The following is a 26,560-nucleotide window of genomic DNA, read 5'->3' as shown; positions in this document are numbered from 1 at the left end:
CACTTGTTCTGGAGTTTCAATACCGCAAGCGGTATTGACATACATGTAACATTCAGTTCTTTCATCGTTAGAACTTTCATAGTAACTCGTTTCAATACCGCAAGCGGTATTGACATACATGTAACATTCAGTTCTTTCATCGTTAGAACTTTCATAGTAACTCGTTTCAATACCGCAAGCGGTAATGACATACATGTAACTTGTGGACGCCATAGATGGAGTATTAACCGATGGCACCGTTTCAATACCGCAAGCGGTAATGACATACATGTAACGAGTGCAAGATCGACTTCGAGATGTGTAAGAAGCTTGCCGTTTCAATACCGCAAGCGGTAATGACATACATGTAACCCTGTGCCCGAAGTCCCACGTCACCAGTGGCTCCGAAAAGCAGTTTTGGAAAACCTATGGTTAAAACCACAAAAATCACCAAAACCGAACATGGACATCAATCTCAAAATACAATCAAAATCCATGTTTTTCCGTGGCACACAGGGATTTTTCATGTCCACGGAATGGCTTTAAAACCTCTCGTTATATTGACAGTAAAACAGGTTTTCACCAAGAGAGAGTATATCATTCACTTTTTTGTGTGTCAATTGGAACTAAACAAATTACGTATTTTTCTGATTAAGTATTTAACTTCCCATAAAAATTGGATCTGTCCGCGTTGCGGAGAAACTTATACTGAATGCAGAAAGATTTTTGATTTATTTGAAAAGGGGCTGATTTTATGTGTGTGTTGTATCTGGTGTCTGAGGGAACAAAGCTGCGTAAGAACGGCGGACGATTCTTAATCGAGAATGATGGAAAGAGGATTCAAAGTGTTCCAATAAATGAGGTTGAGAGTGTGGTCGTGCGGCGCTGCGCGGAGATTTCTACTCCGGCACTGTATGAGCTCTTTGAAAAAAATGCAGGTGTTTTTTATGTGGACGGAAGAGGACGTTTGATGGGCCAGATGGAAGTGCCGTCAGGTTCTCTTTTGAGGTTTGAAAAGCAGCGGGAGAATTTTTTTGATGATGAAAAGTCCGTCTGCATGATTCGAAGCACCATCGGTGAAAAGCTGTCGGGACAGATAGAGCTGCTCAGGTACTATGCAAGGCAGAAAAAAGAGGTGGCTATCGCTCAGTGCGTGAAAGAGATTCGACGTATTGCGGAGAAGCTTCGCATTGTGAGAGATAAAGAGGAGCTTCGCGGTCTTGAGGGGCTGGCGTCACGCACTTATTTTGCAGCATTTCCTTATTTACTGGATACATCGGTATGGGTTTGGAACGGCCGCAACCGCAGGCCTCCACAGGACCCGGTGAATGCGCTTTTGAGTTATGGATATGCTTTTCTTGAGCGTGAGGTTCGTATGGCTGTTATCGGAGCCGGGCTTGACGGACGAATGGGATTTTTTCACAGCAACAACGGAAGAAAAGACAGCCTTGTTTTTGATTTGATGGAGCCCTTTAGGCAGAGAATTACTGACCGATTTGTTTTGAAGCTGCTTAACAGGAAGCAGTTCAAGCCGGAGGATTTTTCCTATATACAGGATGGAGGCTGCTGTCTCCGCGATGAGGCACGTCATCGCTGGATTGAGTGCTACGAGTCATACATGATACGCCCGACGAATGAATACGGTGGGGCAGCACCGCGCCAATGGATCAGGGATTGGGTGAATAATTTCGCACGCGGAATTTTCCGTGAGCAGGAGGAAGCGGTATGAAGTATATAATTTGCTACGATATAGCCGAGCAAAAGCTTCGTACCAAGGTTGCAAAGCTGCTTGAGGCAAAGGCACATCGTCAGCAGTACAGTGTTTTTGTGGGGGATTTCAGCGAAAAAGAAATCCGCCGTCTGCGTGCGGAGATGCTTTTGATAACGGAGGATTCGGAGCACAGTCTATTGTTTGTTGCTCCTGTTTGTTCGTTCTGTGCGTCAAAAATATGGTCGGTAGGAGAGCCTTTGGAAGAAGAATGCTGCTGCATAATAGCATAAATTAAAATATATTTAAGATTTAATGGAATTTAGCTGTATATTGGGTATCAAATGAATATATTTTTGTGGTAAACTTAAAAACAGTACTTTTGATTCATTGTATTAAAATTTTGAAAACAATGTTATATGAGAAAATTGTATCTGTTTGCCCAATGCTTTTTGATTTTCAAATACGTATCGAAAGAGGGTATTGAGTTTGAGCCGCATAAATATCGCTATGTTGTTTTTCAGCATGATGAAAGTGGAAAAGGATGGCTGTATTTACGTAAAAGATGAAGCCTATGAGCTGGAGGATACGAAGGAAAGCGAGAAAGGTTTTCAGACAAATGAGGCTCCTCTGGCAGATATTCTTTTGTTTTTGGATAAAAAGGGGCATGGAAAACTAGACAGGCTTTACTGCCTCGTGACCAAGGAAACTGTATCGGAAAAAATCGGAGGAACGGATAAAGGGATTAAAGTCGTGGAGGACGGTGCAGAAAAGTCTTACACAAGTCAGTTCGATTTTTGGAGTGAGAGAATAAGGCGTCGTTTTCCTGCTCTTGGCGATACGGATATCGTGTCGTGGCCTCTGAAGTATGATGAAAATGTCAATCTTGTTTCGACTATACAGGGACAGGTAGCAGCGCTTGCGGACCAGATAAAAAGCGATTATAAGGAAAGACTTGATAAAGATGAATTTCATCTTTATGCGGATATAACAGGCGGCCCACGTCATGCGAATATGCTGCTGACTTCGGTTATCCGTTTTTTGCAGTACGATAATATGCAGCTTGAAAAGATGGTTTACTCGGATAAAAACATTTTTTCAAATGTCAATAAGGTCTTTGATGTATTGGCGGTAGAAAAGCTTTATACGTTGATTGCGGGAGCTGATGCTTTTATTAAGTACGGAAGCTCTGCCGCTATTGAGGAATATTTCGGCTATGATGCCGAACGTGAAATGATTCCTGATACGTCGGAGAGTCAGAAGCTTGCGGCAGTACTGAGAGATATGAGACAGTTTTCTGATGCGATTCAGATATGCCAGACTGCAAAAATCCCACAGGCATTGGGAGCCCTTAAAGAGTCATTGGAGCAGTTCCGGAATATTCCTGCGGGAGAGCGCACACCGGAGGATAAGATGTTTGCACAGCTCATGGACACGATTTGGGACGGGTATAAGGAAATTTTCCCGCATGATGGGAAGGATAAATGCGACCAGTACCTTTCAATCATTAAATGGTGCAAGAGCAAAGGCCTTTTGCAACAGGCTATGACACTCTGCACGGAATGGATTCCTGTGTACATGGTGGACAAGGGGATTTGCGCGCCTGGTGATCAGGAGATTGCCGAGAAGAGTATTGATAATCTCCATCCCGGTTGGAAGCAAAATTTTATCATCAATCCCGAAATGTATTTCCGTTCTGTGAAAAGTTCGCTTAAAGAGTATAGAAAAGCATGTTGTGATGCTATAGATAATGCACTTGATGGGAAAGTTGTTGTATCTATTTTGCCCAATTTGTTAAATAGTAATGAGAATAGAAAGCTTTTGGAGGCCGTAGCCAAAATAAAGCCATGTCTTTCTGCTTTTGCTAAAGCACACGGTAATGAAGATGAAAGGCTGAAAAAAGCATTTGGAAAAAACAAAGAGACTCGTAAAATCGTCAACAGTGTATTAAAACGACTGAAAAAGGGAGATGACTCAATTAGTGACTTAGAGTCTCTGCTAAAAAATTCCAATAGAGATAATCTCATAAGAATGCAGCTTAAAAAGACTAAAGGTGATTCAATTCTTATCCAGCTCATTGGGCTAAAAGGATTCAACATAGATGAGAGGGATGAAGGTATAAATAAAGGCTGGGAGAGTCAAGAAGGTATTTGGCGTCAGATGATGGGACCTCTAAGACTTGCAGATTATTCCGGGGACGGGATACACACGCTGAAGTGCTTGAAAGCGTATTATCTGCTCAGAAGCGAGCGTAATCAAATCAATCATGCAACAGAGCACAATATTTTGAATCGCAGTGATGTGGAAAAATTGATTTCGGGCTGCCTGGATGTACTGAGTGAAAGAATAAAGTAAAACCATATTCATGGGGGAATAAAAATGCGGCATCATATTATGCTGTTGTTTTTGAGTACTGTTCATTGGAATAAGGATAATACTCCGTCTATAGCAAAATATAGAGGTATTGACGGTACGGAGCCTGAGCCCGTTGATACGCATACGACAAATGAGTCTGCGGTTAGATGGCTTCTGACACGATTGGGAGAGCAAGGGGAAACAGCCCCACAATTTTTCGTGTATGCTTCTGAAAGTGTACAAAAGGAAGCAGCGACCGGCAGACCGTCTGATTTGGCTTATTTTAAGGAGCGTATAGCTCCGCTCGTTGATGATATCAACGCTCTTGTAACAGTTGAAAATTTTTATGAAGAGAAAAATGTAGATGCCGCGCTGAACCAGATTGTAGCTATGGCAGAGAAGATTAGGGAATATTGCGATGGAATCCGAAAAAATGATCCGAATGCTGAGATAGTCCTTCATGCGGATTTTACAGGAGGACTGCGCCATGCAAATCTTATGATGCTGATTCTGACACGGCTGCTGCAGTATCAGGAGCTGGAGATAGGTCACATTCTTTATTCGAATTACAGCCGTGACCGTACTGTAAACTGGGTGGATGATGTGACGGATGTATACCGCCTTTTTGATTTGATTGCGGGGACTGCAGAGTTTGCACGCTTTGGAAGTGCGGATATTCTCACCAGGTATTACGAGGATATGGCAGAGAAAACAGGGGCAGATAATTATTCCGATGAACTTCGTCAATTGATACAGGCCATGAAAGGGTTTGCGGACCAGACTAAGCTTTGTCATTACGGCGATATGAAAAATGCAATCGAAGGTCTTAACAGTGGATTGTCAGAATTCGAAAAGCATATTGCTTCAGTTGACAAGAAAGCCGGGGAAGATAGGAGTAAAGCTGAAACGAACGATGCGCTGATGGGTGTAATGAAGGACGAGATAAAGCGCATGTACAGTCCCTTGTTTGAAAAAACAGGCAACAGGGAAATAGATGATATCAAAATGATCCGCTGGTGTGTTGAGCGCGGTTATCTGCAGCAGGCGCTGACCTTCTATACGGAGCGGATTCCCGAGCTTCTTTGCTGCTGCGATATTGGCGCAGACGGAGCTGAGGAAAATGCTTTTGTTGTTCCGACGGCCAGGGGGGCTGCTGAATTGAAGAAGCAGTTCGATTCGAATGGCCCTGTTTCGAAGGAGTATTATTTGTTTACAACAATGAAAAATGAGGCGTTTGAGGCAGAAATTGCTCCGCAGAGGTCGGTGGCAAAAGCTGAATTTATCAAGGTATTGAAAAAAGATTTTTTTTCTAAAATGCAAAAGCCATATAGCAAAACTCCGGAAAAAGACCGTCCTTTGCCTGCGAAAGAGTTTATCACTGCTTTTTTTGATAGGCCTGAATGCAGATGGAGTGCGCTGACAGATAAAGAAAATACTGTGAGCATACTTGAAAAGATATGTACTCTTTGGGAGCAGCCTCAGGCTTTAAAAGAAGGGAAAGATCCTTTTGCCCGGGAGCTGATCAGCGTATGCTACGAGATTACGAAGGACAGCGCGGATTACAAAAATTCGCGTGATGAATGGGATAAAGAATATAATGCATTGCAGTTCGGTATGAAGAAGTTTACGTATCTTATGAAGTGTCTTGGAAATGTAAATGCAAACAACGCAAGACAGGTAGGCGTGCTGCTTGATTTCATAGGAGATTTTACATATAGATATTCCGCGCAAATTTACGGACTGTTTGAGGGGAATTTCATAAAGACGCGGATTCCGGAGGATGAGCTTTGCAGGATTGTCGATACCTATGGAAAGCTTAAAGCCGAACGGAACAACAGCAATCATGCGCATGACAGACGGAGCAAAACTACTGAGGACAGTTTGGAGAAAATGCTTCTAAATGGAATCAATGAGATAGAGCGTGTGAGGAAGGAGTACAAGACCTGCGCTTACATAGAGACAGAGGCAAAAACAGAGGAAGAGGAGCCCCGGAAGAAGGTATTTGTTAACTACACGAATCATCCGTCTGAAAAATGGAGCAGGGAGCAAATTACAGCCGCACGGGAGTACGGCGAGATAATAGATGAGGCGTTCCCTGATATTTCTCCGGAGGCTTCAGAGAAAGATATAGCGGCCATGGCAGAAAAGGCATGCAAAAAGCTTTTGAAGCTTTCGCCGTCAGCAGTTCTTTGCCAGGGTGAATTTTCTTATGTGTATCAAATTGTAAAACGCCTGACAAGAAAGGGAATTCCTGTGCTCGCTGCATGCAGTGAGCGGGTTGTAGCAGAGACTACAGATGAAAAAGGGGTAACACACCGTGCTTCGGAATTTAAGTTCGTGCAGTTCCGGCGGTATGAAAATATATAAAAACGGGAGGATACGTTAATGGAGTACAGAGCAATACTTTTTGATACGAGGTCGATACAAAGATATATCTACTCGGGTAATCGTTTGAAGACTAATATCGGAGCCTCATACCTTGTAAAGCATGTATTTACGGACATCGTGATTCCAAAGCTGGAGGAAAAGCTGGGAGAGGGAAGTGTAGATGTCGACAGCTGGGGGAAAGAGCCGGATATGGATTTCCTTGCAGTTCCGGGGCATTGTGCTGTGGTTTACTGCGGCGGAGGCAAGCTGCTTTTAGTTGTTTCTTTTGAGGAGAATGGGGTTGAGGAATGCAGGATGCTTATCCGCGATATCAGCACAGAGCTTTTGGTTGCCTGCCCGGGGCTTCATATCGGAGCAGCTTTTACTGCTGTTCATCCGAATCAGCCTGATGAATTTCAGAAGGAAATTGATTCTGTTTACAGTTTGTCGAAACAGATGCAGAACCGCGTATTACCTGCAGTCAATGTGCCCTACCCGGGGCTTACGATGAACTGCGCGGTCAGCGGAGAGACGGCCAGCTATTATGATGCTGGGCGTGAGGTACAGACGGACGGAGAGGCGCGGTTCTATTCTCAGGAAATCTACGTCAAGGCAAAATATGCGGAAAAAGCGAATGCCGAGCTTAAAAAACAGTTCGCTGACATCATAGGGGATTATAGGTTCCCGTTTCAGTTTGATGAGCTGGGACAGCGTGCTACTGAGAATTATATTGCCGTGGTACATATTGACGGCAACAATATGGGCACGAAATTCCGTAATTGCAAGTCGCAAACTGAGTATCGCAGAATGTCTGAGGACATCAATACAAAAACAGTGGGCTGCTTTGGAAAGCTGCTTGAGAAAATCGTAAATGAATATGAGTCTTATCAGGATTTTCTTACGTTGAAGGACAACATTCTTCCGATTCGTCCGCTGATTCTGGGCGGTGATGATGTTACCTTTATCTGCCCGGCGAAGCTTGCTGTGCGGTTTGCTAAGTACTTCATGGAGCTGATGGCTGACTCTGCGTCTGTTCCAGGGATTAAAAGTGAAGCAGCAAAGGTTATAGACAGCTGCGGAGGTATAGGCATATTCAAGACAAGCTATCCTTTTTTCCGTGGGTATCAGCTCAGCGAGCAGCTTTGTGATGCGGCCAAGGTGCGTATGCGCAGCGAGGAAGCGGCAGAGGGGTCGAGCTGGCTTGATTTCGCTATTCTTCATGGAGAACAGGCTCCGACGCTTGAGCAGATTCGCGCACAGGAGTACGCAGGTGCGCGCGGCAGCATGCATTTCGGGCCGTACCAGGTAGGACATTCAGATGGAAAGCTGCCTAAGAGTCACCGTTTTGATATCGAAAATCTTTTGGACTGTGTTGCGCAGTTCCACAGCGGCAAGTGCATGGCTAAAAATAAAATCAAGGAAATGCGCTCAGTACTCCAGCACGGTGAGTTTGAGGCTGTGAGCTTTGCAGATCAGCTGCGCCATCAGAATCAGCATGTGCCCAAGGTAAAAAACTGGGAGGTCTATGAGCAGGAGGAAAACTCTTATTGGAGCGGTGGACGTACTCCGTATGTAGATGCGATTGAAATGATGGATTTTATTCCGAAGGGAGAGTAAGGGAATGACAGTGATTGATGTTGAAATCAAAGTAATGTCTCCGATACATCTGGCCTCCGGACAGGCAGATGTCAACGTGGATGCGGAGGTAATTCATGAAGCATGCGGGCTTCCGTATTTCCCAGCAAAACGGTTTAAGGGGCTTTTGTATGAGAGTGCTCTTGAGGTTGCTGAGATGGGAGAACGCTGCGGAGAGAGTCTCATTGATCGGGATACGCTGGAGAAGCTTTTTCATCATGTGTCAGACAGCGATATGCAGCTTGTCGTTTCGGATTTTTATATCGCAAAAGCAGATGAGCATGAAAAGATGGTACGTGCTCTTGAGGTGCTGGAGAAGAAATATGCGGGGCTTTTGACCGCGGAGGATGTTCTGGAGGAATACACCTCCGTCCGCTATCAGACAAAGCTTGAGGACGGGGTTGCCGCTGATACGAGTCTGCATAATATGCGGGTGGTTGATGCAGAGAATCTGGTGTTTTACGGAACTATGGAGCTGTGGGGTGAGGCCTCAGAGGAAGTCCTTTCCGTTATAGCGCTTGCTGCAAAAAATATGTCGCGTGCCGGTGCAAAACGTAACCGTGGATTCGGACGCATTTCCTGTTCTGTGCGTGTGGCTGGAGGAGAAAACGGAGATGCAATAGTGAAGTCGGCTTTGAAGGGGGCGGGAAAATGAATATGAAGAAAATAAACGTATCCGTTAAGCTTCTGTCTCCGGTTGTCCTGTCCAGGCTCAACAATACAACGGTTATGACGGAGACTCATGACAATATCAGCGGATCAATCCTGCGGGGAGTTCTTGTTTCACAGTATATTGATGCAAAGAAGCTCGGAAAAGAAGCTCATAACGATGCTGATTTTTGCAGCTTGTTCTTTGACAAGCTCCGTTTTACTGATGCAAATCCTGTGGAGAGAAACACGGGAGAACGTTCCTTTGTGCTGCCGCTGTCTTTGATGGCTTTAAAGGCGGGCATGAAGCCTGAGAACGCAGATGACCCTGTAGTACAGGATATGCTCATTGATACAACCCCTCGTAAAAATTACAAGGCGAAAAGAGGGTATGCTTCTGTTAAGGAGGGAGCTATTTACAAAGCTTCCGTGAAGAAGGATATTCGTCTTCATATGAGTCGCGGAGAATCAGAGGAGCGCCTTTTGGGAAGCAGCCTCAATGGCGGTGTTTATAATTACGAAGCTCTTTCGGCCGGGCAGAGATTTGAGGCGGCTATATATGGAGATAGTGATTCCCTGCAGAAGCTGATGAATACGGTGCAGCTTACAGGGAAAACGGTTACGGCGCATATAGGGCGTTCAAAATACACGCAGTATGGTAAATGCAGTCTGACGTTTTCCGATATAGAGGAGGTGCAGCTTCCGGCTGTTTCGGGAGAGGAAATTTGTCTGCGCCTTGACAGTCCGCTTATTCCATTTGATGCTGAATGGACGGATGCAGCGAAGGTGTTTGAGGATATATTCGGTGAATATGGACTTCATGTGGAAGCGGTATTTGCGTCTTCGGCAGAAATCGAAAATTTTGTCGGAATATGGCATATGAACCGTCCGAAGGAGACTGCTCTGGCCACAGGAAGCGTAGTCAGACTGTCGGGAATCCGTGATGAGCAGACAATAGAGAAGCTGACGGAGCTTTGCTTTAACGGGGCCGGACGCCGTACAGAAGAGGGCTTTGGGCAGCTTCGCGTATGGGAACCGTCAGATGCCTATACTATAGGAGATGCGGAAACAGGCGAGGATATGGATGCCTTGAAGAGTATTCCTCAGGCAGTCAAGGATATTGCCGGGGCTGTTGCAGAGAGAAAGATTGAGGAGCGCCTTAAGCATATTGCAGGGCGTGATGCCGGTAGTATTCGCGGCCGTATCAATGGGAAGACACATTTCTTTGCAGAGCTTCTGCAGATGCTCGATGCGGCGAAGACAGAGTCGGCAAAGGAAACTGCTCTGATAAAGCGGTTTGAAGAACTGCTGAAAAATCAGCCGCAGTATGCAAATGGTCGTCCTTTCAAGAGTCATCTCGATTCGGTTGATGTAAACGGAAAGCGTCTTGAGGATGCCATGTTTGACGAACAGTTTTATGTGCAGCATGTCCGGCTACAAAGTGACGAGCTGCGTTCCTTTATGGACTGCATCGGAGAAAAGCTTGAGCTTGCAAAAGACGCGTATTACTATGCGTATTGGCATCAGTTCTTCCGCAGCGCACGAAAAGCTGCTGCAACGAAAAAGGGGGATGAATGATGGGACAGGAAGCTGTAGTAGGTAAAATCATACTTGAAGGAAATCTTTGCCTGGCATCCTCTCTTTTGATCGGTGCAGGACAGGGAAGTGATGCCGGGAATGATAAGGACATACATGTATTAAAAAATAAAAAAGGAACTCCTATAATACCGGGAACATCTGCAGCCGGTGTTCTCAGGAGCATGATAAGAGATAGTATTCCTCAGTATGAAGCTGATCTGTTCGGAGAGATAAAGGAAGGCAATCAGAAAAGCGGCGCTTCGAATGGGATTCAAAGTTCTGTAAATATTGATGACATCGTGTTGAAGAACGGAAAGATTGCGTTTCGTGACGGTGTCAGCATTGATTCGTACACGGGATCGGCAATTCAGGGCGCTAAATTCGATTATGAAGTTGTAGACAGCGGTGCAACAGGTAAATTTTATCTGGAAATGACACTGCGCGGCTGGCACCTTGAGGACAAAAATGATATCAAGAGCCCTATACGTCATGACATCATTCAGGTGGTGCAGTACCTTCGCGACCGTATGAAAAAAGGCATTCAACTGGGAGCGTTGACGAGCAAAGGTTTTGGATGCGCTGTTTTGACGGAGGATGCTCTCGGGCTGTTTGATTTCGGGAAAAAGCAAGATGTCCTTGCATGGCTTGGCAATGAAGAGCACCACGCGAAGCAGGCTTCGGTACAGCTGACGGCGCCTTCGGATATTACGGCAGAAGAAAAGAATCTTTTGACAGTAGAGGCGGATTTTGCGATTTGCGGTTCCCTGATTATTCGGGATTATGATACCGATGAGAAGACAAAAGACGGAAAACCGATTGCTGCTGTCATGTTGAAGCGTCATGGAAGGTACGTTATTCCGGGAACGACTTTGAAGGGTGTTTTGAGGCATAGAACAGAGGATATTCTTCGTCAGTTTTCCTGTGAAACGGTCGGGCTTGAAAATCTGATGGGAAGTGCCAAGTCAGATAATGAAGATGAGAAAAAGGTAAAAAGCCGGTTCTTTGTTCGAGAAGCAGAGTTTTCAGGTGAGGACGGCTCTGTTGCAGGCGCTGTACAACAGAGAAACCGTATAGACCGTTTTACGGGCGGGACAATTGATGCTGCGCTTTTTGCGACGAAACCTGTATGGCAGATGAAAAATGGACAGAAGGCTTTGCACCTGAGTTTCGGGATAAGGAAGGCTTCGGAGGCTGAGGCAGGTCTGGCACTTTTCCTGCTCCGTGACCTGTGGCGTGGAAACATTGCCATAGGCGGCGAAAAGGGAATCGGACGAGGAAGACTCTTAGGACTTCATGCGACCATCCGTTACAGAGATGATGTTTGGGAGTTGGGTGAAAAAGGTAAAGTAATGTCCGGGGATATGAAGAAATTAAATTCATTTGCAGAACAATTTATGGATAAGGAGGCGCACTGAAATGGGAATGGAACTGACTATGTCGGAGCTTAGTCTTGTGCATGGCACATCAGAGACGAAACCTTTGAATGTTTCATCGGATCTCGCGTCGGTGCAGAAGCTTCTTCAGGATACGATGCAGGCAGACGGGATTGCTGTTATGTGGAAACGTTCGGCAATCGTGTGGGGAAGATATGTAAATGGAAGGCTTGAACTCTCCGCCGCAGATGGGGATAAGTCCTGCGAAGAGCTTCGTGTTTTTAACGGGCAGGAGGAAGTACATCTTCGTAAAAAAGGCAGCGGTCTTTCGGGGCGTTACCGTAAAGACGGGAGTGGAGACGAAGCTGTATATGTAGACAGCTTTTCACGTTTTTGGGGAGAAAAAGCAGGTGAAGGTGATGGATATATCCTTCTGAGGGATAAGCAGAGAAAGCTCTCCATGAATATTCCCGCACCCGGAGATGGTAAAAGCGAAAAATACGGTCTTACGACACGTAATTATATAACGGCAGACAATCCGGTAGGGCTTGCCGGCTATACGGATTATAGATTTGTAGAGATTTCTGCTGCGGAGGTGAAATGATATGGCTGGACTTGAAGATTTAGGAGCACTGTGGGAGGATAAATATGGAAAGGAGATAGAAGAAGCAAAGCCTGAGGCAACTGCTACAGCCCCGTATAACTTTATCCCTCTTCCAAACAGTATTCTTCCTGCGGAACTTGATGATTATCGTAAGAAAATTTTCTCGGGAAATAAAGAGGAGCGGGCAGCCTTTAAGGAGTTTATTCTCAATAAGGGAAAGAACAGCGGGTATCTTAAGCTGGATTTTGAAACGAAGACCCCTCTCTTTATAGGCGGAAATGAAACGAATGGTGAGGAAAGTTTTGCTGTGGGAGATGATACGATTCTCCCTGGAAGCTCCATTCGCGGAATGGTAAAAAATGTGTTCAAGATTTTGACATGTGGAGCTATGCGGCCAAAGGAAGATATCACACCGCGCCATCTATATTACCGTTGTTTAATGGCTAATGATGCACCTTGTAATGTTGGACTGTGCAACCATTATAAGGAGAAAATGACATCAACGGATTCTGAGGGTTCCGTAAGGAAAAACGCAAAGCCTGGATTTCTGGTGAAGCTGCGTGGCGATTATTTTATTTATCCGATGCGGGAGGGGAAAATTCATTCCATCCTGATAAAGGATTATCAGGATGAATATTCATCGACTATCCGCAAATCTCACGTTGAGTGGGACAATGATAAGGCAATCTGTGTAACGGCAGTTCTTGATGAGGAGGGCTTGAAAACAAAAGAAGAAATTGATGCTTTTATTGAGGAAACTCCCGCGGATGAGCGTTCTGCTCTGGGAAAACAGTATTTTAAATATTTTATTTTCAGTGAAATCGACAAGTCAGAAGCACACCGTATACAGGTACCTGATGAAGTTATTGAAGAATATAAAGGTGATAAAAATAGACGCGGTGTCAATTTGTTGAGTGACAAAAAGGCTGACACTAATATAAAGCGCAAACGGGATGCAAGAAAAGTGCTTGATGTTGAAGGGATTGAATCAATCGTTCCGTGTTTTTATATCGAGAATAACGGACGGGTATCGGCATTTGGACATGGGCAGTCATTCCGTATTGCATATGACTCTTCTGTCACTGATGCTGTTCCCCGGCAGCTGCAGGAAAGCACAATTGATTTTGCCGACGCAGTGTTTGGACTCAGCGACGAAAAAGCAAGCTGGGCATCTCGTGTTCATTTTGATGATGCGGTTCCTGAAGGAGATGTGAAGAAGTCGGATGAGGCGGATTATTCGCATGTTTTAGTGCAGCCGAATCCGACATCTTTTCAGCTATATCTGAAACAGGATGATGACAAACAGCTCATGCATTGGGATTCGGAGGGCGCGACTATTCGTGGGTATAAGTTCTACTGGCATACAAAGAATGGTGACGGTACGAGTTGGAAGGCAAATGAGTATGAGCAAAAGTTGGGTGGTAAGGTCCTTCATAAAATACGTCCTATTCTTGCAGGCAATCGTTTTACTGGGAAGATCCATTTCCACAATCTCAGTGATGTAGAGCTCGGTGCTCTTTTAAGGGTATTTTCCTTGGCATCGGATAAAAATAAGGAGGACATAGCCTTCAAGCTTGGACAGGGGAAATCCATTGGACTTGGAAGCATCCATGTTGATGCAACAAAACTCTACCTTGAAGATAAAAAGGTGGCCAAGGTGCTGTTTGATGAACATGGCTGGGTTAATTCAAGCGCGGAAAAGGATATGGGTCCTTTTATCAAGAGCTTTGAATCGTATGTGAGGGAGAAAAAACTCACGGCTTCCTACGAAGCGGTACTTAACGGACTTCGCATGGCGATGGATTATGCTGCTACAGAGCTGCCAGACATGAAAGCGGCAACAGAGCTTCTTAAGAGTACTTATAAGCTTAGAAGGAATGGTAGGATTTCAGTTTCTCCAAATGGTAAGTTCAAAAATAGAAATATTCTGCCTGATATGAAGACCGTACTCAGCAGAGCAGGGAAGAGAAATCGATGATAGGCGCGGTAGTATATCTCCTGCGGGCAGAAAACGCGGCCGGTCTGATTGCCTTTCACGGAAGGTTGATGCATGGCGCAGCGTTTTCTCTCCTGGAGCAATGCTCGGAGGAGCTGTCGGCTGCCGTACATGATACCATGACCAGCAAACCTTTTACCGTGTCACTTTTAAAGCGTGTTACGGAACGGAAGGAAAAGGGGCGTAATTTTACGGTCAAAAAGGGAGAGCTTTTTTGGTGGCGGGTAACGGCTACTCATGAAGCTCTTCTGCGGGCCTTTCTTGAGGTTCCTAAAGGAACGAAGATTGCGGTAGGACACGCGCGAATGATTGTGGAGGATGTTATTGCCGATGGCTCGAAGGAATCAGGAGTAGCTTCTGAGGCCGATATGATTGCATGGGCATTGTCTCAGAATCGTGTTGACTCAGTAACCTTTAGGTTTATTTCTCCTGTGTCCTTTAGAAATTTCGACAGAGATTATCCTTTTCCTTTGGCGGAATTTGTTTTTGCTTCGCTGGCGGATAAATGGAATCAGGCAGGAATGCCTGCGGCGATTGACCGTGCGTCCGTCAAGGATGCGGCAAAAGCAGTTCGGCTTTTGGATTGGAAGGGAGAAAGCAGAAAGGTGTACTTTTCTCCTGATAGGGGAATGCTTGCTTTTCAAGGGATATTTACTTACGAATTGAATGTACTTCCGGTAGAAATGCAGCAGATATTTCTCCTCCTTGCGCAGTTCGCGGAATTTTCAGGAGTAGGCCGCCTGACAGGGCAGGGATTCGGCGCGACGAGGGTAGAATTTAAGCATTAAAACGGTTCTTTGCCTAAAGGTATAACTCGGCAAAAGATGTCCCCCACTTCTGTAAGTGGGGGCTGGGGCAAATAACAGGCGGCGAGCATATCTCCCGCCTCGCGCGACGCGCAGCTAGTCCCATCCGGGAAAACGCTGATAGAGGAAGTTTTGCCTACGGCAAAACTGGAACGAAGGCGTTATAAACTATGTGTAGGAGAGACGGAATTTATACAGGAAGTTCTTGATAGGTGAGAAGGTAAAGAAGATAATCTCTTATAGAATTTTTACACGCATATTTGAAATAACAGGAGCGATTACAAATGGCAATTGATTGGAGTATTTCAAAAGAGAAATATCATAATAGTTCATCTCCTGAAGAATGGATTAAAATATTTATGGATGATGTTAAATTATGCAATGAGGAAATATGGAAAGCAGATATCGATGGTGAAGATCGGAAATGGAATATTTTTAGGGGTAAAATTGAATTAAATGATGAAGAAACGCTTCCTGTTATAAAAGAAATAAAAACAATTTTTTCTCGTGAAGTAATGAATCCATATTTAGATATTCCTCTAAAGGTTAGTATTCTAAAGGAGTTTATAGCACACAATAACTTTATTGATGGACAGGAGGTTATTTTTACAGTAAAAGCACGAAAAATGGATAATCCCACCGAATTATTATTTTGTGAGAAAATCAAGCCTTTAAAGGGATTACAACTTCGATCATATAGTCCTTATGGAATTTTACAAAGAATTAAAAATTTTGACTACTTTTTGCCAATAAAAAATTTTGATTCTAGATCTGTAAGTGATGATGAAAATGACGAAATAGGTGAATATATCTGCAAGTGTATCGCTAAAAAAAAATGGTCAAAGTATCTCGAAAAATGTCCTAACTTGGAAATGTTGGAAAAAGAGATTGAAGAAAAAAATACCGAAATCATAAAGTTGAAAAAAAGAAAAAATGATTTTGAAGATGAAGCAAGAATAATAGATGAAAATATTCTTAAAGCGAAGGGACAATTGGTTGAAGTGCAACTGGAAATAGAAAAACAGCAAGATAAGCTGGCCTTTCTTAAAGCATTTGATGTTCAGATTGATACATTATTTCAATCAATATCGGAAGATGCTGAATACCATGAAAATGGATATAAAATGAATAATTTTCAAGAAGCCATAAGCTATCTTCAAAGTAGGTTACATAATGAATACCAATTGGATTATTCCGTGGATATCCTGCGTGATATTTACCTTGGGCTTGAAACTGGGAAATTGTTGCTTTTGGTGGGAAGACCTGGAACGGGAAAAACAAGTTTGGTACGTTATCTTGCAAAATCCTTTGGATTCGCCGATGCTGCCATTATTCCTGTTCAGTCAAATTGGGCAGATAAAGGAGATCTGATTGGATATTATAATCCTATGGATAAAACCTATTATGCTACGCAGTTTTTAGATAAGCTGTTGGAATTTTGTCAGGCGGCGCAGCATCATCCTGACAAATTATATTTCATTTGTTTGGATGAAATGAATTTAGCGCATGTGGAGCATTATTTTGCTGAATTCCTAAGTATTCTTCAGGAACGGAATCCGGAAAAAAGAATGCTTAGACTCTATAGTAGCACATTGCGTTCTGATATCGTAAGGGAATTAAAGATGAACGTATTTTGGGACGAGAATGATCAACGTACAGTCATATGCGATAAGGATAGATTCAAGGAAAGCACCGTCAGTGAACGAAAATATTATCTGGAGCTATGCCGCCAAGCCATGATGTTTAGTCGTTACCCGGAAACATTAACAATTCCTGGCAATATAAAGTTTTTTGGTACGTTGAATCAAGATGAAACGACACTTGATCTTAGCCCTAAAGTACTTGATAGAGCTTATGTGATACGATTAGAAAATCAGCCAAGGATTGATGATAGTGACGTTGACACTGGCTTGCCACTGATATACCAAACATTGATGAATTACGAGTCCGATATTAGTGACGATTTTTCCATGTCGACAGAAGATATATTGGAAAAAATAAAAAAGGTATTAGATGGTGGGTTGAGTCGTCGTGGAACGGCTTTTATGGAATCTGGCAGTATTCGTGAATGGGAAAAGGCTTTGGGTAGAAGGGCGGTTTGGGACTGCTTGGTGGCATCACTTGTCCTGCCCAAAATGAGATACGACAGTAGGACAGATACAAATTGGAATGGACGTATTGGAGCCATTAGGATGTTGTGTAGTAATTTCCCGATGAGTGAGAAACTTCTAGAGTCCATTTTATCTGAAGACGAAATAGATTTTTGGAGGGCATGATATGCGCCTCAGGATGTGTATGGTTTATTTCCCACCTGAACAAGTTAGAGCCGGAAATATAACAAGTGTCAAAATGATAGACAAGTCATTCTATGATGAAAAGTTGCCACTAAGATATAAAGAGTTTTATAAACCAGGCGAACTGTTAGAAACAAAAACCCACTATCGCTGGGGGGAAAATATTTCTCCTGGGTTGTTTGCGGTGCCGGCATTTCAGTTTTATCCGAATGGTGATGAGTTGCTTGAGGGTTGCCATTTCGGCTATTCCACCAGTGAGGATAGTGAAAAATTTCATGAATTTAATGGCCCCGATGAAAATGGGCTGTACTACGATATGCCGAAACTGGAAAAAAAGAATGGCGTATTTCGCTTGAAAAACACTCTGGAAGGTTCTTCCCTTGGTTCGGTTCAACCCGGGAATACAAAACTGTTGCTCAAGGACAGTAATTTCAGAGTTATTTTTTCATGGAATTTGACGATATGGCCTTCTTCGTTGAGCAAAGAGGAATTTCGCTTTATGATAAACGAAATTCTTTGTATTGATCGTCGATTACTGCAATTTCAGTCTAGCGAAGGTAAGAGTAATTCAAACAATGTGGGACTGAATTTTAAGAGAATGACCATAACTGAACTTTGGGAGCAGACATTACAGGATATGGAGCATGATGTGGCAACATTAGGCAGATTGTTTCAGCGTATGGAAAAATCCCCACATTTTTCTTTGATGGCGAAGCCATGCAAATGCAACCTTCAGAATGTAAAACGGATTGATCAAGATATCTTGCGTCAATACGCACAGATGCCATCCAGGAAATATTTTCGTACTCGTAAAGCTTACAAGAGTCGAGATATATATGAGCACAGATTCCTAAAGCAGACACTCAAGCAATTGTACGCTTTTTTGGAGCATCATCAGAAAAGTTTACCTTTTGTATCTTATAACATCAAAGAAAAAGAAATGACACTTATGGACAAGATGTGTCAAATATTAGGAAATGTAACTTATAATCAGATTGAGGCAAAGTGGAAGCAGTATGTTACAGAAACGATTAAACTTAAGGATGAATTGGATGCTCTGAAGGAGAAATATTTTGATGAATTTGTAAAATCCTACAAAAAAAGTCAGTGTTATTCTATAAACCGCGCTCGTAGGAAAATTTCGTTTCGAGTGGCGAAATTATCAACCAAGGATATCCTATGCAAAGCAGAAGAACTTCAGTGGGAATACGAGCTTCAGTGGCAAAAAAAAAGTTACGATTCTGAACACAGTTGGAAGGGGGTTATTATATCTGATGAAAAAAAGTTCCTCGAAAAAATAACTGTTCAAACGTGGGATATTGGCAGTCAATATGCATTTTATCGTGCGTTAATTGAGGAACGTGATGATGAGGGAACTTCTGACGGAATCAAAATAGATGTAGTAGGTGATTTTAGACAAACCGAGAGTAAACGCAATGGATGTATATATGTTGAAATAACATTTTTTAAATTATATGAACTGTGTGTAGATGGCAGATCTGTTCCAATCAGTCGCATCAAAACTGATGAATGGGAAAAGCAAGTTGTTGATATAGGAAATGCATATGCTAAACACTTAGAGAATAAGGATAAGAAGGCTGAAAAGGTTTTACTGGATTACGGTATAATGAATAGCATTGAATCGCAAAGGAAAGCTTTGGAGAATATGAGAAACGAATTTCACTTGCATGAGACGGATGGTTATTCTCGTATTGATTTAATAAAGCAGAAATTAGCAGTTTTGCAGAAATCAGTTCTATTTGTTGATTTGCCGGCAGAATTGAATATGTCCATACCATGGAAGATGACACAAATTTTTTCCAACGATAAGAATTACAGTGCGGCCTATAAGCTTTTGCCTGACATGAATAAAAGGTATGATTTCACATTTGAAATAACGGATGAACATATCATACATGAAAAATTAGACAGGATTTACGAATATTGGATTTTTGCAAAAATTTTGGAATATTTGGTTTTAACTCAGGGATGGTATGCTAAAAATTTATCTCCAGCAAAGGTTTTAAGTGATTTTCTTCAGCAAGGTGCTGTAACAAAGCCGAACTGTATTCACCTAAATCATAAGGAAAATCAAAATTTTCAGCTTGATATTTTTTTTGATACACCAATGAGAGATTCTATTGGAATCAAGACGAGTGAAAAATATTCATATGAATTAAGACCGGATTTCCTTTTCAGGCTTTCGCAGACAAACCACAAAAATGAGCCACCGCTGTATTTTATACTTGATGTTAAATACAGAGATTATGCTATGATGGATGGCCTTTTGGCAAATGAAAAAAAGGATGGAAAGGGTTATAACCACTGGATAAAAAAGGATCTGGCCGAAGTTTGCTTTGACAAATATTACAAATGCTTACAAAATTTCGGAATAAATATTTCTGCTGCTTTCATTGTACATAGTGACAGAACATTAACGGGCGGTGTGGGTAAATATGTCACTTACGATGCGTATAATGATAAACGGTGTGAGAATATATTCTATATGAAACCTTCCAAAAGTAAAAAAGATAAATGTCGAATTGGATCGTTTTATATGGTCCCTCACGATAATAATGTCGAACTTAATCAATCGCTAGAAAATTTACAATCATTTTTTCAATTGCTTTGCGAGGATTACGCAAGAGAATGGAAACAGTGTTGGTGTTGTGGATCTCGGGATATCTCGTACGAAGTTTTATATACAGAAAAGGGTTACAAGAAATATCATCTCTGGTGCAATTCATGTCATGCTTTTTGGGTTAAAACCCATTGTTACGATTGTGGAAATAATTTAGTCAAACATGTTTTCAACCATTATGTAGAGAAAAATCCCGGGTATCATTGGATGGTAATTTGTCCTGTTTGTATGCCTAAAGAAAAGGATTCTAATTGTAACGAATATGATGGTATAAATGAATTCTATCAAAAGCTTGAAACTGACTTGGCTTCCGGGCGTCTATAAATAAACTTCTTAATGGTTAAAGTTATAAGGCCTTCTATGATAAAACCTAATTATAGGAGGTCTTTTATTGTGTCAATTTAGGATTATTAATTGTACGATGATAAGGAAGGGATTTAAACTAATGAATAATCAACAGGGGCAGATTGGCGGATTGCGCGGACTGTTTTGTGGATAAAGAAATTGTTAGTCTACGTGGACGCAAAAACTGTCCTGAGCGTCATCGAATAACACCAAGACTTAAAATTTAGGCATTACACTCATATAACTCGGCAAAAGATGTCCCCCACTTCTGGGAAAACGCCGACAGAGGAAGTTTTGCCTGCGGCAAATCTGGAACAAAGGCGTTATAAAACTGCCTATCGGAGACTTGTGGCATAAGAAAAGCTGTAAGATGTTTATTATTGGATAATTTCCATGATATAGGATGCGAAAAAGTGCTGGTTAACGTGTTCTCTCGAGCACGGAGATTATATTCTGGAGCTAAAGATAGCATAGTTTTAAAAAATAAAACTCAAAACGAGGAGGCGATATATTATGGCGAAAGTGACTATGACGCTTAAGGAAATTATGGCAATTCCTGAAGAGGAATTGCGAGCAGAGGAAGAATCCATAAAAAGAACTTCTTGCGACTACGATCCAGACTGCCCACCAAGAACAATGGAGCAGCTCAAAGCAATGGGGTGGCGCCGCGCCAGCAGAGCTAAGAAGGAAACTTAGTAAGGAAGACAGCAGTGCAAAACTTCCGCGATTTATAACTGCATACTCTCGTGCAGGAACGTCTGCTGAAGCTACTAATTTCAGATACTTAAAAATGGAGATAAATTTCTAAACAACAGCTAGGCATAGCTGTGTAAAAGTGGTATAATCATTGAGACAACTGAATATATTTTATACGGCTAGTATATATGGTTATTTATTTGATGAAGCATATGTACTGGTCTTTTTGTCTTTTTTGCCGGTGCATATGAAAATTCTCAAAAGGAGGAGTTATTATGTATCGGCGTTTTTATTTGCTTGAAATGCCACTGCATCTGGCACTTCGTATTTCGAAGATGACTTGTAAGGAGCTGGTAGAAGTCGATGAAAAGGGGCATTACTGGGTATCCCATTCGCGGTGTGGCGCTTTCTATTTTCCGCGTTGGGGGGAGTTGGTTTATACCTTTTCTGCGATTTCCTATGCAGATGCAGAAACACAGGAGGCTTTCCTGTCCGCTGTAGAGTGCGTCAGCCATCCGTTTTTTTCAAAGGAAGAGACGCAGCTACGCTTTAGTACAGCAGCTCCGCGTATGATAGGACCTGCTGCGATTCAGGCTGCGATGGATTTTTATCTGCAGGAGGTGGAGCGAATGTACAGCGCATTTTCTTTCGACGAGTACGTGGCGCATTTGAAAAAGCGCTATGCGCAATGGAAAGGGGAACGTATCCTTAATCTGAATATGTCGGTGGATTCTCTTGTGCGGAGTTCCGGACCGGAGTATGAATATGTCGATTTAGTGCGTCTTATGCAAACGGATTGGAATAAAAAAGCCCTTGTCTTTTGCAGAGAATGAAGGAGTGAAAAACAATGTATTTTGGTGAACCGAAGTATTATCTTTTCAAGATGAAAAAAGGAATAGCGGATCAATGTACGCGTCTGCCGTGGCCTGCTCTGTGTAGTCATGTTAAAAAATTTTTGCCGCAGGCGTGGATACCGGAGCTTGAGGAAATATCGTTTTTCCGGCTTGGAGAGGTTGAGGAGATTTTCGCTTTCCGGGGCGGTCGTTTGGAAGGGATGGAGGAGTGGGAGTCATCCCTGAGCCCATTATTCTCTCAGCCCGGGACACAGTGTCATTTTGAGTCTCTGTATTTGAGACGGGTTACGGAAGATGATTTGCTCCACCTGATGTCAGCGCTGCAGGGGCAGGTTGCTGACAGGTATAAGGCAGCGATAGATGAGGCGTACCTGAAGCGAAGATTCAGAAAGGCGCCCTATCATCTGCCGAAGGAGTTTGATTTGAGGGAGAATTTCGCTGCTGATCCTGATTTTCCGCGCTTAACACTTTATTTTTTACAGTTGTCACAGTTTCAGGTGTTTGATCTTCTGCGGATTTGCAAGCGGATGGATTGGACGAGGGATATTTTGGTTCATGTTTATGGTTGAGGGAGGTATGAATAATGGGTCATTGGTATAGATTGACGCCGATATCGGTTGAGTTTGCACGAGAAGTGGAAAATTTGACGCCGAAGGAACTGGACGCGTATGTATTGGGGAATTTGATTAAGGTGGACGAGGAAAATTCGTTTGGGTGGTATCTTTGCCGTGTGCCGCATATATTTTTTGGCAGGGAGATACCAACAGAGGCGTTCCAGTATGGAAAGCCTCTGTTCAATCGTCCGGAGACGCAAAATAAATTCTATAGACTTTCCCCGTATGTTGTCAATCGCATGAGCATAGGGGTACTAATTGCTTGGGGGGATGCGTACCTGCAGGAGGAAAAGGCTGTCCTGCAATATAAGAAAAAGAGCCGGGAATGTGAGGAAAATATCAAATGGATACGTGAACGCCTGCGTCTTCTTCGTATTTTGGAGAGGCGATATTCGCTCTTTATTTTGTATGGCTGGTAAAAGAAACGGTCTGTATTTGCATCATAATATGAGGTCTTCTGTGATGGAAGACCTCATATTATGACGACTAAACTTCCTATGAAAGCTGTCATTTTTTTATCTCTGATTATTATATGATGACACTGTGAGGTCACATGAGTAGGTGAGTAATTACGAAGGATTCGAGATATTATCTGAAGCTGCCGTATAAAATTGTTCTCGAACATGAGCCGGACAAGTGGGCATAAGAGATTTTGCCAATAGGTGATAATATTTGAAATCATGTGTGCCTGAAAAATTTTGTTATAGGGGTGTGGGATAATGGCTTTGAAGATTTACATGGGGATCTGGTTTCTTTTTACCATTTTTGGGATGTTGACAAGGTTAGGATCAAAGGCAGAGCGAAATGAAAGGATTATTGCATTGTGCGGGAATTTGAATAAAACATTTGAGAAATCAAGAGTAAATCTCTATGAAGCGGCAATGCTTGCGCATACTTTTCTTGTAATATTGTGTGCAGGCGGTTATTATTTGGCATTTACGGTGTGTTCTGAGTGGAGAGTAATTCCTATGGCAGTCACGGGAATCCTTGTTGTTGCCGGGTATTTTATGCAATTTAAGCAAATCACCAGAAATAAAAACTTTTTGACTGCAGGGGACAGGGAGCTTTATATAGAAAGCTCCAAGCACGAAGATTTTTTGCAAATGTGCCTGCTCTTAAATGAATTTTTGATACCGGTATTGTTCATGCGTGGGAGATTATGAAAAAAGAAAATGGAGTGGGGGACATCTTTTGCCGAGTTATACTTACTGCGATGCGGAGGAATAGTCCTTACATTGAAACTTCCTATGGTATTTGGTCTTATCAGTATCGGGGATTTTTGTATGATAGTCGCAGAGCGGATTTCATATTGAAAATTAAGGAGTGATGGATTTGAAGTTTCCGCACATAAGACAATCTAAAAATGACAATTGGGAGAGAATAAAATGAGCAGAAGTAATGATAAAAGTATAGGAGCATATATTGGTTTTCTTATTAAGCATGGAGTGCCGTTTCTTATTTGCCTCGGTTTGATGTCTATACATCATCTTTTGGGAATTGCTGCAGCCGCAATCTGGTATGGTATTGTTAACAAGGAGAAGTAAAAATGAGCGACAAAGAACTTGGTACAAATATTTTGGCTTTTTTTGTTTTTCTGATCGGCTGTGTTCTTATTGCAGAACTGGGACCAATTGGAATGGCTATTGATGCATTCGTGTTCTATTTTATCTGGAAAGAGACGGACTGAACTTTTTATTGAAAGAATGAAAAAATAAGTGTCAAAGGAGAAAAACATATATGAAAAGGATAAACAAAATCAATGAAGCTGAAAGAATGAGGAGAAGCTTTCAGATTTTGGATGAGCTGATATATCTTACAGAAAAAATTAGAGACCTGTATGTTGAAGATGGAGAATTAAGGGGCAAGAAAGGAAAGAAAATAGATATTATGCTTGATGTTTTGCGCAATGTGAGAAAGCTCGAGGATGATAGAAGTCCTGAGAAAATCGCCAAAGTAAAGGAAATGGTCAAAAAGATTTAAAAGAAGCAATCGTTTTAGGCAGTATGAATACTGGCTGAAATGATTGCTTCTTATTTGAGCGGGTGCGGGAAAATCTTTTCAGTGACGCGTTTGGCCATGCGTTCCTGTATATGGGCGTAGCGGGCCGTGGTTTTGGGATCGCGGTGGCCGAGGGTTTCCTGAACCAGGCGCAAATCCTTGGTTGCGGCATAGAGATTTGTCCCTGTACTGTGGCGAAAGACATGGCAGCTGATGCCGGGCTTTTTATAGCCTGTTTTTTCCAGTGCCTTGTTCATGATGAAACGAATGCCGTTTCTTGATATGCGTTTTCTGCCGTTTCTGTTGCAGTCGCAGATGAACATCGGGGTGAATGGCTCGCCTGTTTTGTCGGGCGTGGGGCAGTATTCCAGGTAATCCGACAAAAATTTCATTGTGGAAGCACATGGGAAGATGTAGCGGCTGTGTCCTTTGCCACGGATGAAGATACTGCCGTTTTCCCAGTTGATATCCTGTCGGTTCATGCGGTGAATTTCCACGTTCCGAAGTCCTTCGGCACCCATAAGGCACAGTATGCTGGTGTCTCGGCATCGAAGGAAATCATTTTTTTCGTCATCGAACGCTCGGCAGATTTCATAGAGCTGGTCAGGGGTAAAGAAAAAGATTCTTTCCTCCGGCTGTGCATTGGGGATGTGGATGTCCCGGCATGGGTTTTCTTTTATGAGTCCGATTTTGACTGCTGCAATAAAAAAGCAGCGCACATGAACCATTTTTATGGCCATGGAGCTCTTTTTATACCCTTTTTTGAAAAGCCACGAGAAATAATATCTCATCTGATAGTCGTGGAAGGAGAGGGGACTGCGTTTATTGTCGCGGCACCATTCCAAAAACTGGTCGATGGAGGAGGCGTAGCTTTTAAGCGTGTCCCGTGATGGCTGACCGCTTGCTATGTACATAGGAACAAATTCCATATAGTGACTGATGAAATACTCAGGAGTGATTGTATTCTGGTCGAGGAGCAGGGCATTGCTGCTGTCTGCTTTTATTAAATCTTTCTCTGCCAAAGTCAATCACTCCTTTTTATGTATATTTCATGGATGCGATTTGTTCCAAAATGTTATGTGCGAAGTTCTGATTTTTGTGTGTTCATAAAGTAGAGGTTTAGGAACGCTCTATTCCCTTATTATATCAGCAATTCAAGCCTTCGGCATTAGATTTTATATGTATTATTCTAATAATACATATAAAATTTTCCTAAACCTCCACATCTTCCTACGAATAAACATATCCCAACTCAAACTAACCAAACAAAGAACGCGGGGATGTAGATTGCCTGTTCATGGAAAGGCAGCAGCATGTGATCTGATATTTACATATAAATAAAGGAATTTTGCAATCCGGAGGAAATCGCTGCGGAGGAATTTTACAGATCCAACGCGACTTACCCTATGCTAACAGATGCTTAGATGCCAACCTCTAAAATGGGAGCCAAGCACCAATAAAACCCTGAATAAGTTTTACTTTAGTACATCAAAAATTTGGCTTTTGGAAAAACGGTCTCTCAGAATCGCCTGTATTAGCCAAATGATTCTTTACGCATATCAATAGGTGCGTTTTGTAATTATTTTGCGCTACGGTGCAATATGAGCGTCTCATAGGAAATCACCTAAAAATCCCTCTTGCAAAATTATATAATCAATGTTATAATTAAGACAAAGAAAGAGGAGTATTTAAAATAAATACCGTATCGTCAATAGGTTCCCGTGTCCGCGCTTGGATATAGATGTACAGTTACCAATCGTTATTCCGCGTTAACTTTCTCGAGTCAGTGGTATTTCAGTCAAGAAAGAATTGTGGAGGGACTTTCCCCTATTATCGGTGTATCAGAACATCTCCTTTCAACGAAATTCGCGCGGACACAAAAAAGGTCCTGGCCAACCGGTCAGGACCTTTTCATTTGCTTATGCAGCGCTCACACATATAAGCTTATTATTTCGTTGAAGGCAGCTTCACAAATTATTTTCCAATTTTACATAAGTCTTCCAATAGGGATTCGTATTACTTCCGATAGCTATAAATTATCGGAATCTATTTTTATCCCCAATACTTAA

The 26,560-nt window shown here is 42.5% G+C and carries 23 protein-coding genes; 21 read left to right on the top strand and 2 right to left on the bottom strand.

Annotated features, from left to right (window positions below; all coding sequences use genetic code 11):
* The coding region (locus BUA83_RS12845) for a hypothetical protein (protein WP_234988314.1) at positions 1-342 on the bottom strand (342 nt) is incomplete at its 3' end.
* 391 nt (positions 343-733) lie between these two features.
* Between BUA83_RS12845 and cas1 the strand changes: the two genes are divergently transcribed.
* The 21 genes from cas1 (at position 734) to BUA83_RS09680 (ending at position 24,473) form a co-directional block, all read left to right on the top strand.
* Complete coding sequence (cas1, locus tag BUA83_RS09770; RefSeq protein WP_072936065.1) at positions 734-1,708, top strand: CRISPR-associated endonuclease Cas1; 975 nt, start codon at positions 734-736, stop codon at positions 1,706-1,708.
* The gene (cas2, locus tag BUA83_RS09765) at positions 1,705-1,980 is read left to right on the top strand and encodes a CRISPR-associated endonuclease Cas2 (RefSeq protein ID WP_072936064.1); all 276 of its coding nucleotides are present in this window, start codon (positions 1,705-1,707) and stop codon (positions 1,978-1,980) included. Before cas1 ends, cas2 begins: the two co-directional genes overlap by 4 nt.
* A 196-nt stretch (positions 1,981-2,176) precedes the next feature.
* Complete coding sequence (locus BUA83_RS09760) at positions 2,177-4,042, top strand: TM1812 family CRISPR-associated protein (protein ID WP_072936063.1); 1,866 nt, start codon at positions 2,177-2,179, stop codon at positions 4,040-4,042.
* A gap of 24 nt (positions 4,043-4,066) precedes the next feature.
* On the top strand, positions 4,067-6,409 hold the full coding sequence (locus BUA83_RS09755) for a TM1812 family CRISPR-associated protein (protein WP_072936062.1): 2,343 nt from the start codon (positions 4,067-4,069) through the stop codon (positions 6,407-6,409).
* Between the two features lie 18 nt (positions 6,410-6,427).
* On the top strand, positions 6,428-8,026 hold the full coding sequence (locus BUA83_RS09750; protein ID WP_072936061.1) for a Cas10/Cmr2 second palm domain-containing protein: 1,599 nt from the start codon (positions 6,428-6,430) through the stop codon (positions 8,024-8,026).
* Positions 8,027-8,030: 4 nt separating this feature from the next.
* The gene (locus BUA83_RS09745) at positions 8,031-8,699 is read left to right on the top strand and encodes an RAMP superfamily CRISPR-associated protein (RefSeq protein ID WP_072936060.1); all 669 of its coding nucleotides are present in this window, start codon (positions 8,031-8,033) and stop codon (positions 8,697-8,699) included.
* Positions 8,696-10,270: a hypothetical protein gene (locus tag BUA83_RS09740; RefSeq protein WP_072936059.1), complete on the top strand. Its 1,575-nt coding sequence runs from the start codon at positions 8,696-8,698 to the stop codon at positions 10,268-10,270. Before BUA83_RS09745 ends, BUA83_RS09740 begins: the two co-directional genes overlap by 4 nt.
* A complete protein-coding gene (locus BUA83_RS09735; protein WP_159430512.1) occupies positions 10,270-11,685 on the top strand; it encodes an RAMP superfamily CRISPR-associated protein in 1,416 nt (471 codons plus the stop codon). The genes BUA83_RS09740 and BUA83_RS09735 overlap by 1 nt, the downstream gene beginning before the upstream one ends.
* A 1-nt stretch (position 11,686) precedes the next feature.
* Entirely contained in the window at positions 11,687-12,247 is a 561-nt protein-coding gene (gene csx19 / locus BUA83_RS09730) for a type III-D CRISPR-associated protein Csx19 (RefSeq protein WP_072936057.1), read from the top strand.
* A gap of 1 nt (position 12,248) precedes the next feature.
* Positions 12,249-14,225 (top strand): TIGR03986 family type III CRISPR-associated RAMP protein, encoded by a 1,977-nt coding sequence (locus BUA83_RS09725; RefSeq protein WP_072936056.1) that lies wholly within the window; start codon positions 12,249-12,251, stop codon positions 14,223-14,225.
* Complete coding sequence (gene cas6 / locus BUA83_RS09720) at positions 14,222-15,031, top strand: CRISPR-associated endoribonuclease Cas6 (RefSeq protein WP_072936055.1); 810 nt, start codon at positions 14,222-14,224, stop codon at positions 15,029-15,031. Before BUA83_RS09725 ends, cas6 begins: the two co-directional genes overlap by 4 nt.
* Positions 15,032-15,333: 302 nt before the next feature.
* Positions 15,334-17,325, top strand: coding sequence for an AAA family ATPase (locus tag BUA83_RS09715; RefSeq protein WP_072936054.1), 1,992 nt, complete (start codon positions 15,334-15,336; stop codon positions 17,323-17,325).
* A gap of 1 nt (position 17,326) precedes the next feature.
* Complete coding sequence (locus tag BUA83_RS09710; protein WP_072936053.1) at positions 17,327-20,308, top strand: nuclease domain-containing protein; 2,982 nt, start codon at positions 17,327-17,329, stop codon at positions 20,306-20,308.
* Positions 20,309-20,842: 534 nt separating this feature from the next.
* On the top strand, positions 20,843-21,025 hold the full coding sequence (locus BUA83_RS09705; protein WP_072936052.1) for a hypothetical protein: 183 nt from the start codon (positions 20,843-20,845) through the stop codon (positions 21,023-21,025).
* A 275-nt stretch (positions 21,026-21,300) separates the two neighbouring features.
* Complete coding sequence (locus tag BUA83_RS09700; RefSeq protein WP_072936051.1) at positions 21,301-21,858, top strand: hypothetical protein; 558 nt, start codon at positions 21,301-21,303, stop codon at positions 21,856-21,858.
* Between the two features lie 14 nt (positions 21,859-21,872).
* The gene (locus tag BUA83_RS09695) at positions 21,873-22,448 is read left to right on the top strand and encodes a hypothetical protein (protein WP_072936050.1); all 576 of its coding nucleotides are present in this window, start codon (positions 21,873-21,875) and stop codon (positions 22,446-22,448) included.
* A 14-nt stretch (positions 22,449-22,462) separates the two neighbouring features.
* Positions 22,463-22,912: a hypothetical protein gene (locus tag BUA83_RS09690; RefSeq protein WP_072936049.1), complete on the top strand. Its 450-nt coding sequence runs from the start codon at positions 22,463-22,465 to the stop codon at positions 22,910-22,912.
* Positions 22,913-23,212: 300 nt separating this feature from the next.
* Positions 23,213-23,656, top strand: coding sequence for a hypothetical protein (locus tag BUA83_RS09685; RefSeq protein ID WP_072936048.1), 444 nt, complete (start codon positions 23,213-23,215; stop codon positions 23,654-23,656).
* Between the two features lie 222 nt (positions 23,657-23,878).
* Positions 23,879-24,037: a hypothetical protein gene (locus tag BUA83_RS12695; RefSeq protein ID WP_159430511.1), complete on the top strand. Its 159-nt coding sequence runs from the start codon at positions 23,879-23,881 to the stop codon at positions 24,035-24,037.
* Between the two features lie 2 nt (positions 24,038-24,039).
* A complete protein-coding gene (locus BUA83_RS12690; RefSeq protein WP_159430510.1) occupies positions 24,040-24,180 on the top strand; it encodes a hypothetical protein in 141 nt (46 codons plus the stop codon).
* A 50-nt stretch (positions 24,181-24,230) separates the two neighbouring features.
* Positions 24,231-24,473 (top strand): hypothetical protein, encoded by a 243-nt coding sequence (locus BUA83_RS09680; protein WP_072936047.1) that lies wholly within the window; start codon positions 24,231-24,233, stop codon positions 24,471-24,473.
* 50 nt (positions 24,474-24,523) lie between these two features.
* Here the strand turns inward: BUA83_RS09680 and BUA83_RS09675 are convergent, their stop codons facing one another.
* Positions 24,524-25,513 carry a tyrosine-type recombinase/integrase gene (locus BUA83_RS09675; protein ID WP_072936046.1) on the bottom strand — a complete coding sequence of 330 codons (990 nt, stop codon included), beginning with the start codon at positions 25,511-25,513 and terminating at the stop codon, positions 24,524-24,526.
* Between the last annotated feature and the right edge of the window lie 1,047 nt (positions 25,514-26,560).

Origin of the sequence: Schwartzia succinivorans DSM 10502, from assembly GCF_900129225.1 — a bacterium.
Classification (GTDB): domain Bacteria; phylum Bacillota; class Negativicutes; order Selenomonadales; family Selenomonadaceae; genus Schwartzia; species Schwartzia succinivorans.
Note: the sequence above shows the minus strand (reverse complement) of the source record. Positions and strands in the feature narration are given on the sequence as shown.

Bases quoted from the DNA above. Each gene is read 5' to 3' on its own strand.
- BUA83_RS09745 (WP_072936060.1), top strand. From the start codon at position 8,031: ATGACAGTGATTGATGTTGAAATCAAAGTAATGTCTCCGATACATCTG.
- BUA83_RS09700 (WP_072936051.1), top strand. From the start codon at position 21,301: ATGTATCGGCGTTTTTATTTGCTTGAAATGCCACTGCATCTGGCACTT.
- BUA83_RS09715 (WP_072936054.1), top strand. From the start codon at position 15,334: ATGGCAATTGATTGGAGTATTTCAAAAGAGAAATATCATAATAGTTCA.
- cas6 (WP_072936055.1), top strand. From the start codon at position 14,222: ATGATAGGCGCGGTAGTATATCTCCTGCGGGCAGAAAACGCGGCCGGT.
- BUA83_RS09685 (WP_072936048.1), top strand. From the start codon at position 23,213: ATGGCTTTGAAGATTTACATGGGGATCTGGTTTCTTTTTACCATTTTT.
- BUA83_RS09740 (WP_072936059.1), top strand. From the start codon at position 8,696: ATGAATATGAAGAAAATAAACGTATCCGTTAAGCTTCTGTCTCCGGTT.
- BUA83_RS09750 (WP_072936061.1), top strand. From the start codon at position 6,428: ATGGAGTACAGAGCAATACTTTTTGATACGAGGTCGATACAAAGATAT.
- BUA83_RS09725 (WP_072936056.1), top strand. From the start codon at position 12,249: ATGGCTGGACTTGAAGATTTAGGAGCACTGTGGGAGGATAAATATGGA.
- BUA83_RS09710 (WP_072936053.1), top strand. From the start codon at position 17,327: ATGCGCCTCAGGATGTGTATGGTTTATTTCCCACCTGAACAAGTTAGA.
- BUA83_RS12695 (WP_159430511.1), top strand. From the start codon at position 23,879: ATGAGCAGAAGTAATGATAAAAGTATAGGAGCATATATTGGTTTTCTT.
- BUA83_RS09695 (WP_072936050.1), top strand. From the start codon at position 21,873: ATGTATTTTGGTGAACCGAAGTATTATCTTTTCAAGATGAAAAAAGGA.
- BUA83_RS09680 (WP_072936047.1), top strand. From the start codon at position 24,231: ATGAAAAGGATAAACAAAATCAATGAAGCTGAAAGAATGAGGAGAAGC.
- BUA83_RS09735 (WP_159430512.1), top strand. From the start codon at position 10,270: ATGGGACAGGAAGCTGTAGTAGGTAAAATCATACTTGAAGGAAATCTT.
- BUA83_RS12690 (WP_159430510.1), top strand. From the start codon at position 24,040: ATGAGCGACAAAGAACTTGGTACAAATATTTTGGCTTTTTTTGTTTTT.
- BUA83_RS09755 (WP_072936062.1), top strand. From the start codon at position 4,067: ATGCGGCATCATATTATGCTGTTGTTTTTGAGTACTGTTCATTGGAAT.
- cas2 (WP_072936064.1), top strand. From the start codon at position 1,705: ATGAAGTATATAATTTGCTACGATATAGCCGAGCAAAAGCTTCGTACC.
- cas1 (WP_072936065.1), top strand. From the start codon at position 734: ATGTGTGTGTTGTATCTGGTGTCTGAGGGAACAAAGCTGCGTAAGAAC.
- BUA83_RS09690 (WP_072936049.1), top strand. From the start codon at position 22,463: ATGGGTCATTGGTATAGATTGACGCCGATATCGGTTGAGTTTGCACGA.
- csx19 (WP_072936057.1), top strand. From the start codon at position 11,687: ATGGGAATGGAACTGACTATGTCGGAGCTTAGTCTTGTGCATGGCACA.
- BUA83_RS09705 (WP_072936052.1), top strand. From the start codon at position 20,843: ATGGCGAAAGTGACTATGACGCTTAAGGAAATTATGGCAATTCCTGAA.